Annotated in this window: 12 protein-coding genes; 7 read left to right on the plus strand and 5 right to left on the minus strand. The window is 41.9% G+C overall.

The genetic code is table 11. The annotated features are described in order from the left end of the window. The 4 genes from ACLL8Z_RS11905 to ACLL8Z_RS11920 all read right to left on the minus strand — a co-directional run. A partial coding sequence (locus ACLL8Z_RS11905) for an RDD family protein (protein ID WP_411275012.1) occupies positions 1-584 on the minus strand: 584 nt, incomplete at its 3' end. Between the two features lie 67 nt (positions 585-651). Further along, a complete protein-coding gene (locus ACLL8Z_RS11910; protein ID WP_411275013.1) occupies positions 652-1,593 on the minus strand; it encodes a LiaF transmembrane domain-containing protein in 942 nt (313 codons plus the stop codon). A 51-nt stretch (positions 1,594-1,644) separates the two neighbouring features. After that, complete coding sequence (locus ACLL8Z_RS11915) at positions 1,645-2,244, minus strand: PspC domain-containing protein (RefSeq protein WP_411275014.1); 600 nt, start codon at positions 2,242-2,244, stop codon at positions 1,645-1,647. A 193-nt stretch (positions 2,245-2,437) separates the two neighbouring features. Continuing rightward, the gene (locus ACLL8Z_RS11920) at positions 2,438-3,142 is read right to left on the minus strand and encodes an SDR family NAD(P)-dependent oxidoreductase (RefSeq protein ID WP_411275015.1); all 705 of its coding nucleotides are present in this window, start codon (positions 3,140-3,142) and stop codon (positions 2,438-2,440) included. Positions 3,143-3,284: 142 nt separating this feature from the next. Here ACLL8Z_RS11920 and ACLL8Z_RS11925 point away from each other — a divergent pair, with 142 nt between their 5' ends. The 5 genes from ACLL8Z_RS11925 (at position 3,285) to msrA (ending at position 7,655) form a co-directional block, all read left to right on the plus strand. Next, positions 3,285-4,019 (plus strand): MlaE family ABC transporter permease, encoded by a 735-nt coding sequence (locus ACLL8Z_RS11925; protein WP_411275016.1) that lies wholly within the window; start codon positions 3,285-3,287, stop codon positions 4,017-4,019. Next, positions 4,016-4,768, plus strand: coding sequence for an ABC transporter ATP-binding protein (locus ACLL8Z_RS11930; protein ID WP_411275017.1), 753 nt, complete (start codon positions 4,016-4,018; stop codon positions 4,766-4,768). Before ACLL8Z_RS11925 ends, ACLL8Z_RS11930 begins: the two co-directional genes overlap by 4 nt. 51 nt (positions 4,769-4,819) lie before the next feature. Then, positions 4,820-5,707, plus strand: a complete 888-nt coding sequence (locus tag ACLL8Z_RS11935) for a class I SAM-dependent methyltransferase (protein WP_411275018.1) — start codon at positions 4,820-4,822, stop codon at positions 5,705-5,707. Positions 5,708-5,887: 180 nt separating this feature from the next. Then, positions 5,888-6,940: a hypothetical protein gene (locus tag ACLL8Z_RS11940; RefSeq protein WP_411275019.1), complete on the plus strand. Its 1,053-nt coding sequence runs from the start codon at positions 5,888-5,890 to the stop codon at positions 6,938-6,940. Between the two features lie 187 nt (positions 6,941-7,127). Further along, positions 7,128-7,655, plus strand: a complete 528-nt coding sequence (msrA, locus tag ACLL8Z_RS11945; protein ID WP_411275020.1) for a peptide-methionine (S)-S-oxide reductase MsrA — start codon at positions 7,128-7,130, stop codon at positions 7,653-7,655. Positions 7,656-7,718: 63 nt separating this feature from the next. On the opposite strand, the gene ACLL8Z_RS11950 is transcribed toward msrA, so the two are convergent. Beyond that, positions 7,719-10,595, minus strand: coding sequence for a DNA gyrase/topoisomerase IV subunit A (locus tag ACLL8Z_RS11950; protein ID WP_411275021.1), 2,877 nt, complete (start codon positions 10,593-10,595; stop codon positions 7,719-7,721). Positions 10,596-10,779: 184 nt separating this feature from the next. On the opposite strand from ACLL8Z_RS11950, the gene ACLL8Z_RS11955 reads away from it, so the two are divergent. Beyond that, positions 10,780-11,382 (plus strand): RNA polymerase sigma factor, encoded by a 603-nt coding sequence (locus tag ACLL8Z_RS11955; RefSeq protein WP_411275022.1) that lies wholly within the window; start codon positions 10,780-10,782, stop codon positions 11,380-11,382. Next, the coding region (locus tag ACLL8Z_RS11960; RefSeq protein ID WP_411275023.1) for a hypothetical protein at positions 11,363-12,609 on the plus strand (1,247 nt) is incomplete at its 3' end. The genes ACLL8Z_RS11955 and ACLL8Z_RS11960, both read left to right, overlap by 20 nt.

The following is a 12,609-nucleotide window of genomic DNA, read 5'->3' on the forward strand; positions in this document are numbered from 1 at the left end:
ACCAGCGTCCCCGCAATCTTATCATGTATCCCCTGCTGCCGTTTGTCGAAGAAACCGTAGGCATAACCCAGTCCGAGAGTGAACACGCATATCAGTTTAGATAAATTTCTGACAATTGAGATACCTGGCGTAATAGGCGATCCCGATTCGTCACATACCTTTAATCCCATCAGAAATTTCCCATAGGTTCCCTGCCGGGCGGAAGCTTCGGCCATAATGCTATAGATCATTTTTACCAAAGGAATTACGGCAAGGCCGGACAGTGCGACAACAATCTTATTTTCCCGTTCGCTAATGAAAAGGACGGCAACCGTAGCCAGTACACAGTAGATAGCGAAGACCAAAAAATAATCTATAATAATTGCCAGAAGGCGGACGTCTAATGAAGCAAAATATTGAGGTTTCCTTATTTGTGCCGTTATTCCAAGCAGCTCACACAGCTCGGGGATTTCGTGTGCTTCTTTGTAGTCGTCCATCCCCTCTGTTCTCACAAAAGTTCCGGGCTTTATTTTCAGTTCCTTTAGCCGCTCAAAAGAGTATGGGCCTTCAGGTTTCCCTTTAATAACTACGGTATATTGTTTCATTGCTTATATACGCAAAGCGGAAGCTTCCCAAAATCAGGAAGCTTCCGCCAGCGCTCAACAAATATATTTAATACTTTCTTACTTCGAATGAGGATAGTCCGCCCTTTAAGCTAATATTGACCTTATTCACTGCTGAATCGTAATTACTGGTTTTGTAAGTACCATCGGCTTGTTTCGCAAAGCCATTGAAATCTTTCGAAGACAGGCCGCTGTCAACTACTATTCTGCATCCAGACGCAGCAGGCACTTCAATCTCTACACTGGCTACTCCCGTTTCAACAGATACATTTGCAAGTGGAAGTTTTGAACCAATTTTAGCTTTAAAAGATGCTGCTCCCCCTTCAAACTTCAGGTTGCGAACTTTGAATTGTTCAAGGTTAAAATCCGTTTCCCCGGCACCCATTTCTACTGTGATATCCCATACTGGATTGCTGTTCAGACTTAGACGGGTTTCATTCGATTCCATGTCGTCCATTTTAAAACCCCGGCCATTTCTGTTTCTTTTGCGGAAATTCAGAACATCTACTGAGTCAGTGGTAGTTTTCTCAAGAGAATATCCGCCCCTTGTTTCTTTCACATCTGCCTGGAAAAGCATGGAGGTGCTATCTGACAAATCAAATACAGTGGCACTCCCCTGAATGTTTAAAGTTGCAGCCTTTGAACCAGTATATGGCTCTGAAAATATACTTGCATCGCTCCAGCTTCTGTCGCTATCATTACGATCATCATTGAATCTAAATTGAACCCATCCATTGTGTTCTCTGCGAATTGAACCCTGATAACCTATGAATGCCAGCACCATAAGGGTTATGGAAGCGGCTACAATTGCCGCGGTAGTTTTATTTGCGAGCCTGCTCAACAACATATTAATACCGGCCAGGATAAATATTATTGGCCAAAAGCGCCATATTGAACCCCAATAGAAATTGATGACATTAAAGTTATCGAGCATGAACACTGTTCCGACGAAGATGAAGATCAGGCCCCAGATTATTTTTTCGGTTTTCATAATTTTAAATTTATTGTTTATGCTCAAGTAAAATCAGCCGTACTTGACGAGTTATACTTCCTTATTAGAATTATCGTCCGTAATAATAGTGCTTTGTTCTGTACCGGAAGCATTTTGCTGTTGGCCAGCCTCCTGGGCAACTTTTTCGGCTTTTTGATTTTCCTTCCACTCCTCTTTCCACGACCTTTTATTTGCATTCTTGATCATCATGATCCCCGGAATAATAAATACAAGCGGCCATAATTTGTGGAACTCAAACCAGTATGGCACAAAGTCGAACTCGTCGAGCAAAAAGAACGCTCCAAAAACAACGAAGATAAGTCCGACTACTACTCCACCGCTCCCTGATTTTTTTCTTTTAGGATAAGGGATCTCGGAAAATGCCGGATCATTTATTGGCCCGTTTGGGTTTGCTGCATGGTCATAAACTTTGTAATCAGCATTAAACGCGCTGTAGTTTGGGACAAACGGCTTAACCGGCACCGCTATCCATAGCACGATGTAAGCAAGCACTCCGGATAAGCCAGCCAAAACAGCCAGTACAAATGCAATACGGATCCATGTTACATCTAAATCAAAGTATTCAGCAAGTCCGGCGCATACTCCTGCTACCGTTTTTTCCTGCTCATTCCGGGTTAGTTTCTTTTCCATGTTGGTTTTTGGTTGCCTGCCTGCCGGTAGGCAGGTTGATTTAGTTGCTAATTGTTTTAGAGATAATATCCCTTATTGACTGATCAAAACTAACACAACATCTTCGTGTCTTAAACAGCAATTAGGCAGGGTATCACAAGTTCTCGGTAAAGGACATTAATTTGTCGGTAGAAAAAAGTATAGGTATGATAAATCAATTATCAAGACTCTTCAACGGTCTGATTATAATCTCATCCACATTCGCTCCATCACTCATTGAAATTGCATTAAACACGGCTTTAGCGACATCCTCAGGTAGTACAAACCGATCGGCTGGAATGGTGGTGCCAGACCAGGAATCAGTTAACGTAGCGCCGGGAAGGACGGCCGTAACCCGGATTCCTGAAGGCGTCAGTTCCTCTCTCAACAGCCTTGTAAGACTCAAAAGAGCTCCTTTACTGATGCTGTATGATGCTGAGCCTGTGAGCAATGATAAGCTTGCGGTGGAACAAACATTCACAATATGCCCTTTCTTTCGAATTATCATCTTCTTTGCAAAGAATTTACACAGATAATGGGGAGTGAGGACGTTAACCTGCATTTGCCTTTCGAGCGCATCGGGAGCTTCGTTCATTAATCCTGAAGGCAAAAATAACCCGGCATTATTAATAAGAAGGTCGACTATATCCAAATTATCGTTTGAAAAATCCGCAAAGGCTTCAACATCAGATCGTTTCTCCAGATCTGCAGCTTTACCATAAAAACTCAGAGAGGGGTATAACGTCTCTAGCTCATCGGTCAACTTTTCGACCTCTTCAACATTTCTCGCACACAAAGCAAGGTTATAATTGTTAGCAGCAAGATGCATTACTAATGCTCTGCCTATTCCTTTCGTTGCACCTGTTACAATAGCGTTCATGGTTTAAAAATACTAAAAACGGTGATGCAAGGACGTAGAATTAAGGATATTTGCAACTTGAGACTTTTTTAAACCACCCGTTTCTGAAGGGATGATTTTTTTGTATTATTATTGTATAATTTTTTAAATAAAACCAATTCAAATGGTATTTCACCCGCTAGGTAAATATATATTATTATTAAAAGCAGTATTTCGCCGGCCAGAAAAATGGAATATTTACAGGAGGGAGATCTTCCACGAAATGAATGCAATTGGGGTAGGCTCTTTAGGCATTATCGCAATTATATCCGTGTTTCTAGGCGCGGTAACGACGGTTCAAACCGCGTTTCAATTGGTTAGTGATCTGATACCTAAATCAGTAATAGGCGGTATTGTACGTGATTCATCAATTCTGGAATTAAGTCCAACCATTTCAGCAATTGTGCTGGCAGGGAAAGTTGGATCAAGTGTTGCATCCCAGATCGGTACCATGCGGGTAACCGAGCAAATTGATGCTTTAGAAATTATGGGTATAAACTCCCCGGGCTATCTCATTCTTCCGAAAATAATTGCCAGCGTTATTACTATTCCTATGCTGGTAATAATTTCAATCGGTCTAAGCATTTTCGGCGGTTACATTGCTGGAACTGCTTCAGGCGCTGTGACAGCACAGGATTTTATAATTGGTCTTACAACCGATTTTAATCCTTTCACCTTCACTGTTTCTATGGTGAAAGCAGTTATTTTTGCATTTATTATTACTTCTGTATCTGCCTACCAGGGTTTTTACACCAGCGGCGGGGCATTGGAAGTAGGTCAGTCAAGTACCAAAGCAGTAGTTATAAGCTGTATAGCAATCCTCTTTTCTGATTACGTTATTGCCCAATTGATGTTATGATAGAGGTTAAGAACATAAACAAGACATTTGGCGAGAATCATGTATTAAGAGGTATATCTGCCGAATTTAAGGAAGGGATGTGTAACCTGATCATTGGTGGATCAGGATCCGGCAAAACCACACTTTTAAAGTGCATGGTGGGATTGCATGAACCGAATGAAGGATCGGTAATTTATGACGGACGTGATTTTACCCGAATGAACTTCGAAACCCGGATCGAAATACGCACAGAAATAGGTATGCTCTTTCAGGGCTCAGCATTATTTGATTCAATGACTGTTGAGGAAAACATCATGTTTCCGCTCAATATGTTCACCGAACAACACAGGAAGGAAAAATTGGAAAGAGTGAATTTTTGCCTGGAGCGTGTAAACCTTGCAGATAAAAATGACTTATATCCGGCTGAACTCTCCGGAGGGATGAAAAAGCGTGTAGGTATTGCACGTGCTATTGCCATGAACCCGAAATATCTTTTTGTAGATGAGCCGAATTCAGGTCTTGACCCAAAAACATCTATTGTGATAGATGACCTGATCCTGGAACTCACTGAGGAGTACAAGACGACTACAATCGTTGTAACACACGATATGAACTCGGTTATGGGAATCGGTGAAAATATCCTATTTCTTCACGAAGGCCAGAAATGGTGGGAAGGATCGAATAAAGAGATTTCCAATACTGACAACCAGGAACTCAATGATTTCGTTTTTGCAAGCAAATTTATGAGGGCATTGCAGAAAAATAAATAGTCTTAAAACGTCGGCCGGCGAACCATCAGCTGGCCAGAACATTCAAATTTAATGATCCAGCTTCTAACGCCCTCGAATTTTGCAGATTACGAACTTATTGATTGCGGTGATTTCGAGAAATTGGAACGCTTTGGAAATATTGTTCTAATCCGTCCGGAGCCCCAGGCTGTATGGGCAAAGGGCTTGCCTGAATCAGAATGGACCAGACAGCATCATATCCGATTTAAAGGCCGTTCCGCAACTTCCGGAGAGTGGGTTAAGAAAGATCAGAAAACTCCTGACCGCTGGCATATTAAATATCAAAATGGCGATGTGGTACTCCAATTCCGATTAGCACTCACATCATTTAAACATCTGGGGATTTTTCCTGAACAGGCGGTGAACTGGGACTATATTATCGAGTGCATTAAGTCATTCAAAACAACGGAGCCAAAAGTATTGAATTTGTTTGCCTATACAGGTGGTGCTTCGTTAGCTGCCAGAGCTGCGGGAGCCGAAACTACACACGTTGACTCTATAAAACAGGTGGTTAGCTGGGCCAATGAAAATCAAACCTTATCAGGCCTCGATAACATTCGCTGGACTGTAGAAGATGCGCTAAAATTTGTTAAGCGGGAAGTTAAACGCGGAAGAAAATATAATGGCATCATCCTCGACCCCCCCGCATATGGTCATGGGCCTAATGGGGAAAAATGGAAACTTGAAGATAATATCCAGGAAATGATGCACGATGTGGTGTCCTTGTTAGATGATGATGAACATTTCCTGATCTTAAATACCTATTCGCTAGGATTTTCATCTCTTATCGTAGACAATCTCATTCGGTCGTCGTATCCGGGAGCAAAAAACCTCGAATCGGGAGAGCTGTATTTGCAGGCAAAGTCAGGATGCAAGTTACCTTTGGGAGTATTTGGAAAATTCTTTAAATCATCATTTTAAATAAGAATTAACTTGTTATTCAATATAATGTAAGGTAATTTGCCCGTATCAAATCCTCAGTAGATTTTTGTGACTTTTATGCTAAGTGCGAAAAACATTTAGTAGTCTCAACTGCTATTATTGGATAAACTTGAACAATTGAAAGCGCTGCAAGGGCCGGGAAACAAGAAAAACAAAAAAATGAACATTAAAAAAATTACCCTGATTACTGGCATTGCAATTTACGCAGCCTTTACAGGATGCTCAGAACCGGGAACGAAAGCTTCCGAAAAAGCTACAGTTAAAGATTCGACTAAGACAGGAGAAGAGGAAAGTGAGATAAAAGCTACCTCAAGTGAATATCCTCCGATTGATACAGCGGTCTATAACAGGAAAATGAAACAGTTAGCTAACGGCGATACCACGGGGAAATGGCCCGTTAAAAATCAACCTTATCCTCTTCCGGGAGCAATTCTGCCATTCAAACGTGTGGTAACTTATTACGGAAACCTTTATTCGAAGAAAATGGGTGCTTTGGGAGAATACGCCCCTAAAGAAATGCTTCGTATGCTTTACGCTGAAGTAGCGAAATGGGAGAAGATTGATCCTTCTACCCCAGTTCAGCCGGCACTCCATTACATCGCCGTTGTTGCGGCGGGCGATCCTGGAAAGGATGGTAAATACCGTAACCGTATGCCCGACAAACAGATTGATTCTGTGTTCACTATTGCTGCGATGAAGAAAGATATGATCGTATTCCTTGATATCCAGGTTGCCCTGAGTACGATTAAGGAAGAATTACCCCGACTGGAGAAATATCTCAAAAGGCCAAACGTACACTTGGGAATCGATCCTGAGTTTTCGATGAAAGGCGGCATACTGCCAGGCAGAAAGATTGGAACTTATGATGCTTCAGAAATAAATTGGGTTTCAGGTTACCTGGCGAAACTTGTGAAAGACAATAATCTGCCTCCTAAAATATTTGTAGTCCACCGCTTTACAGGCAAAATGGTTACCAACTCAAAAAACATCAAGTTGAGACCTGAAGTTCAGATGGTCATGCACATGGATGGATGGGGTGAACCAGAGCTAAAACAGGGAACTCACCGTTACTTTATTTATAATGAGCCGGTACAATTTAGCGGATTTAAGATCTTCTACAAGAATGACCTCAAAAAAGCACCAAACCGGTTGATGACGCCTGCGGAACTAATGAAACTGAAACCGCAGCCGAGTTATATACAGTATCAATAACAAGTTGTAAGTTATAAGTTGTAGGTTATAAGTAACTAGACGCTATGCTGTGCGCGGGGCAAAATAATTGTTGGTTATAAGTAACTAGACGCTGTACTATCCACGGGTAAAGAAAGTTGTAGGTTACAACTTATAACCTATAACCTCCAACTTAAAACTTACAACCTATAACTTATAACTCAAAAAAATGGAACAAGCAACATTCGGCGGAGGCTGTTTCTGGTGTACAGAAGCCGTTTTTCAAAATCTAAGAGGAGTAACAAAAGTTGTTTCAGGATATATGGGTGGCCAAACTGAGAATCCCACGTATAAAGAGATCTGCAACGGCCATACAGGTCATGTCGAGATTATCCAGATCGAATTTAACGAGGAGGAGATCAGCTTTGAAGACCTTTTACTGATATTCTTTAAAACACACGATCCGACTACATTAAACCGCCAGGGGAATGATGCAGGTACACAATACCGTTCAGCTATATTTTATGAAACCGCAGAGCAAAAAGTTGCTGCCGAAAGCATGATTGATAAGCTTGAAAAAGAAATGGTTTTTGACAGGCCGATTGTAACAGAAATAACCCCTATTTCGAAATTTTACTCAGCAGAAGACTACCACCAAAATTACTTCAACAATAACCCGGACCAGGGTTACTGTGCTTATGTGATTCAACCAAAACTTGCTAAATTTACCCGGGAATTTGGAAACCGTATTAAATAATCGAGAACTGCCCCAACATGTTTTCAACTTTCCTCTTTCAACCCGATAGCTATCGGGTTTCCATTAGAAAAGTCCAAGCTGCCCCTTATCATCAATATCCAGATCCTCCGGATTCGTGATCTCAAAATCAATCTTTTTTGCTGGCTTTGGCTCTTCGTTCGCTTGAACTGATGGTTCGGGTTCAACTTCTTTGACCTGTATAGGCGGTTCATCTGACGTATTAAGCAGTCCTTCCTGCTGAACGTTTTTTTTCGCTAATTCAGTGTCGTCAGATTCAGCTTCTCCGGTTTTTATATCCGCATCAGCCAGGTCTATAGCCATTGAAGAAATGGGCGTTGCAGTGTGGATACCCGGCTTCCCGGCATCATTGATTTCCGGATTACCAGCAGTTGTTTCTGGTATAACAAGTTCCTCCTGTTCCAGTTGCAATGGGGTAATAAGCACAATAGATTTCACCTCATGAGGCGAGAGTCTATTACCCAGGGCTTTCATACCCTTAACTTCAATAGTCTCGGAAAGGTCCAGTTCCACCGTCTCCGAAATTTTTGATTTGCCCTTTAAAACTTCGAGAGTGACTTTTGGTTTTTGAAGCCCAGTCAGCAATACCATCTTCGAGCCTGCTTCCTCACTAATTATATTCGATTTCTTCCCTATGGAAGAATTTTCAAAGTTAAAACGTTTCAAGTAATGGCTTCCGGATTTGCCTTCCAGGTAGACTACCGTAAAGACCTTTTCGGGATTGTATTTTTCCATCAGCAGAATATGATCATCAAAATGATTGCTGAGTTCAAAACTGCTCAGTTCATTTACACCGTTTCTGTCTACGGTCAGGATTCTGTCATCGCCGTCAAATTCTCCAAGATATTTACCACGGGAATCCACATTTAAACGTTTGAGAATTTCATCGTACCATATCTTACGGCCCGACAGCGTTGATACGCCTTTACTTTTAAGGACTACCTTTTTGATAGGGTATTTGGTGACAATATTACCCATCGAGCTTCTACCTTTGATGGCATGTTCTGCAAAGTCAATATCGAATTGTAATTTTTTAAGCTTGGCATGTGGCTTGAGCTGAACATTCACAGTTTCAGCCTCGCCGTTTGGATTAGGCGTGAAATACATCGTTTTTGAGCCCTTAGTTCCTTTTGTAAGGTCGTATTCCTTCTCGCGTGTTACCCCAAGCACTGAAAAGCGTTTGATATATGACGTTCCGCTTTCACCATCACGGTAGATCATATTATAGACCGTGCGCTCATCATTCTTTTTGAAGACCTGGGCATGGAGTATCCCCTTTCCAACGAAAGTTTTTTCCGCTACTTTAGAAACATTGAACTTCCCGTCTTCACGGAAAATAATTATCTCGTCCAGATCGGAACAATCACAAACAAATTCATCTTTGCGAAGGCCGGTACCCACAAATCCATCCTCACGATTCATGTAAAGCTTCACATTTGCTAGTGCAACCTTGGAAGCTTCTACCCTGTCGAATTGCCTGATCTCAGTCTTACGCTCCCTGCCTGAGCCATACTTTTGTTTTAGCTTTTCAAACCAGGCTATCGCGTAATCCGTAAGGTGTTTGAGATATTTATTTACTTCTTTGATATCATTTTCCAGGGATTTTAGCTGCTCATCCGACTTCTTTAAATCGAAACGCGTAATACTGCTCATTGGTTTATCAATGAGTTTTTTATAATCCTCAGGAAGGATGGTGCGATAAAATTGCGGGAAAAATGGCTCGAACAATTTATTGAGCACCTCTACTACCGTTTCAAAATTACCGGAGCTTTCATATTCAGGATTCTTGTACATGCCTTCCTGAATAAAGATCTTAAGGAGAGAACTAAAAAATATCTTCTCTTTTAACTCTGCAAGTTTAATCTCAAGTTCCTGCTTTAACAGGTTTTTCGTGTGATGAGTGCTTTCGACCAAAATATCGTTAACACTCATGAAATAAGGCTTATCACCTTTAATGATGCACGTGTTTGGCGATATAGAAACTTCGCAATCGGTAAAGGCGTACAAAGCATCAATTGTAACGTCAGGTGATATACCCGGAGCCAAATGAATGATGATCTCTACATTTTTTGCTGTATTATCTTCAATCTTCTTGATCTTGATTTTACCCTTATCGTTTGCTGAAATCACGCTATCGATCAGTCCGCCGGTGGTAGTGGTGTATGGGATTTCTGTAATGGCTAAAGTCTTCTTATCCCGTTCAACAATTTTAGCTCTTACACGTACTTTTCCGCCCCGCATGCCTTCATTGTAATTGCTAAAATCGGCCATTCCTCCCATTTGGAAATCAGGCAGAAGATCAGGGCGGTTACCCTTAAGCACTTCAATAGAGGCATCAATCAGTTCTACAAAATTGTGAGGCATAATCTTCGTGGCCAGCCCCACTGCAATACCGTCTGCACCTTGAGCCAGCAGCAGGGGGAATTTTACAGGGAGTGTGACGGGCTCCTTATTACGTCCATCATAGCTCGACTGCCACTCAGTAGTATCGGGATTAAAGACTACCTCCAGAGCAAATTTCGAGAGACGGGCTTCAATATATCGGGGTGCTGCTGCAGAGTCGCCGGTAATTGGATCACCCCAGTTTCCCTGAGTGTCGATCAAAAGATTCTTCTGCCCAATCTGTACCATGGCGTCCCCGATAGATGCATCCCCATGGGGATGGTACTTCATCGTATTACCAATTACGTTCGCTGCTTTATTGAAACGCCCATCGTCCATTTCTTTTAATGAGTGGAGAATCCGGCGCTGAACCGGCTTTAGGCCGTCGTAGATATGTGGTACAGCACGGTCCAGAATGACGTAAGATGCGTAATCTAAAAACCAGTTCTCATATAAACCCGAGAGGGAGATAACATTATGAACAGCTTCATCACCTGCAGATACGTCTTCGGCACCTGTATTTTCTATTTCTTCACTCATATTTCTATAGGATGGTAAATATAAGTGATACTTGGAAGATGTGAGTAGGAAGTTTTACACAGGGGGATTAGGAAATTGTCTGAAATAGGATTATGAATTTTATCATCCTATAAATCCTAATTATTTTCCTCTTAAAGCAACCAATTCTGTGTAAATTACGTGTATGCATCAGAGCTTTTAAAATTTGAATAACTCGCTGGAGTCTCTGCCTGATGAACTTCGTGAAGGTTGCGTCGCTGGCGTGGCGGCCAGTCAGAAGAAGTTATATTATGATTTCTATGGCTTCGCAATGGCAATATGTCTGAGGTATGCACATGACCGCGATGAGGCGAACGAAATTTTGAATCAGGGCTTTTATAAGGTTTTAACAAACCTGATCCGATACGATCATAATAAGCCATTTTTACCCTGGCTAGCCCGTATTATGACAAATACCGCTATTGATCATTACAGGAGTCAGCTCCGGCATCCGGTCACGGATGATATTACGGAATTGGATATATATGGTGAGAATCCTATAGTTGATGCTAAATTAAATTATGAGGACCTCATCAAACTGGTGCAGGGACTGCCGCCAGGATACCGCGCGGTATTTAACCTCTTTGCTATCGACGGATTTACTCACGATGAGATAGCCGTGAAGCTTGGCATTTCCACCGGCGCGTCAAAGTCAAACCTTTTTAAAGCAAGGCAGAAGTTGACTGCTATTTTAGATGCTCAAAATAAGATAACTGAAAGAGTCGTGAGTCCCATTCAAAATAATGGTAATGAACATTTCGGAACATAATTATACTGACAATTTCTTCAAGGAGGGTCTTAATTCTCCTCCAGAGCTCAGCCCTACTGACAAGAATTGGGAAGATATGGAGCGGCTTCTTACACCCCAATCCAAAAGGCGATCTTTTACCTTGTTTTATGCCGTATCCGGAGTTGCGGCGGTGATTCTGATCTTTCTTTCCTTATGGCTTGTTCCCGAAAAACCCGACCATTCAGATCAGCAGGCCAAGAAAAACAACAGTGCGAAAGCAAAACCTGAAACAGAAAAATCAACAATCTCTAAACCTGGTATAGTAGACCCGAGGGAAAGTCGCCGGTCCCCTGATGGAACCCTTCCAGATAAGGGCAGTAATTTACATCTTGCTCCATTTAAGGGAACCGGATTATCGGGGAATACTAATGAACCAGTCAGTGTCGAAAATGTATCGGCAGCTCCGGGTAATCTGCCGGCTTCGGGTGACCGTTCTGGATTAGGTTTGGTAAAAACTGTTACTTATTTGAGTGTTCAAACCCACTTTTCGGGAGAATTCGCAAGTCAGCGTGATTTCGCCACAACAGATACTTCTGCAGCTAATGGACAGGCTTTGGTTTCGGATACCGAGATTCCTGATAACCGAACCCCGGCGTCTTTGGGAAAATGGGCTTTAAGCCTGGCCTTTTCTCCAGATTTCAACACAGTAAATGACATGCGCGATGGTAATCTGGGTACAAGCCTCGGCATAGGTGTAAGTTACAAGTTGGTAAAGGGCTTAAGTATTGGAACCGGGGTCTATTATTCGAAAAAACTTTATTCAGCTGACAAAACATCGTACAAAGTAACAGAAAAACCTTTCGCCACGTGGGCTAGTTATTCCAAAAAAATTGATGCCGATTGCCGGGTTATAGATGTCCCGATCAATTTGAGCTTGCGGATCAGCAATAAAATCAATAACAAGTTTTTCGTATCTGCAGGCATGTCGTCATATATTATGCTTTCAGAGAAATACGACTTCATTTATAATAACCCTTCTCCGGCCTTCCCCACCGGACGCAGGGAATATACTATACGAAATGAAAATAAGCATATACTTAATATCGTCAATCTCGCAATCGCTTTAGAAAAACCACTTAGCAACCAGGTAAGCCTCGTAATACAACCTTACGCGAAACTGCCACTTTCAGGTATTGGCAAGGGAAGGACTGATCTGAAATCGGTGGGGCTTGGGTTGGGGTTGAATTATGGCGTGAAGAAGAAGAA

The organism is Daejeonella sp., from assembly GCF_046590655.1.
Taxonomy (GTDB): Bacteria; Bacteroidota; Bacteroidia; order Sphingobacteriales; family Sphingobacteriaceae; genus Daejeonella.

Excerpts from the sequence above, each read along its gene's own strand:
- ACLL8Z_RS11935 (WP_411275018.1), top strand. The coding sequence starts at position 4,820 with ATGATCCAGCTTCTAACGCCCTCGAATTTTGCAGATTACGAACTTATT.
- ACLL8Z_RS11915 (WP_411275014.1), bottom strand. The coding sequence starts at position 2,244 with ATGGAAAAGAAACTAACCCGGAATGAGCAGGAAAAAACGGTAGCAGGA.
- ACLL8Z_RS11950 (WP_411275021.1), bottom strand. The coding sequence starts at position 10,595 with ATGAGTGAAGAAATAGAAAATACAGGTGCCGAAGACGTATCTGCAGGT.
- msrA (WP_411275020.1), top strand. The coding sequence starts at position 7,128 with ATGGAACAAGCAACATTCGGCGGAGGCTGTTTCTGGTGTACAGAAGCC.
- ACLL8Z_RS11940 (WP_411275019.1), top strand. The coding sequence starts at position 5,888 with ATGAACATTAAAAAAATTACCCTGATTACTGGCATTGCAATTTACGCA.
- ACLL8Z_RS11930 (WP_411275017.1), top strand. The coding sequence starts at position 4,016 with ATGATAGAGGTTAAGAACATAAACAAGACATTTGGCGAGAATCATGTA.
- ACLL8Z_RS11925 (WP_411275016.1), top strand. The coding sequence starts at position 3,285 with ATGGTATTTCACCCGCTAGGTAAATATATATTATTATTAAAAGCAGTA.
- ACLL8Z_RS11920 (WP_411275015.1), bottom strand. The coding sequence starts at position 3,142 with ATGAACGCTATTGTAACAGGTGCAACGAAAGGAATAGGCAGAGCATTA.
- ACLL8Z_RS11910 (WP_411275013.1), bottom strand. The coding sequence starts at position 1,593 with ATGAAAACCGAAAAAATAATCTGGGGCCTGATCTTCATCTTCGTCGGA.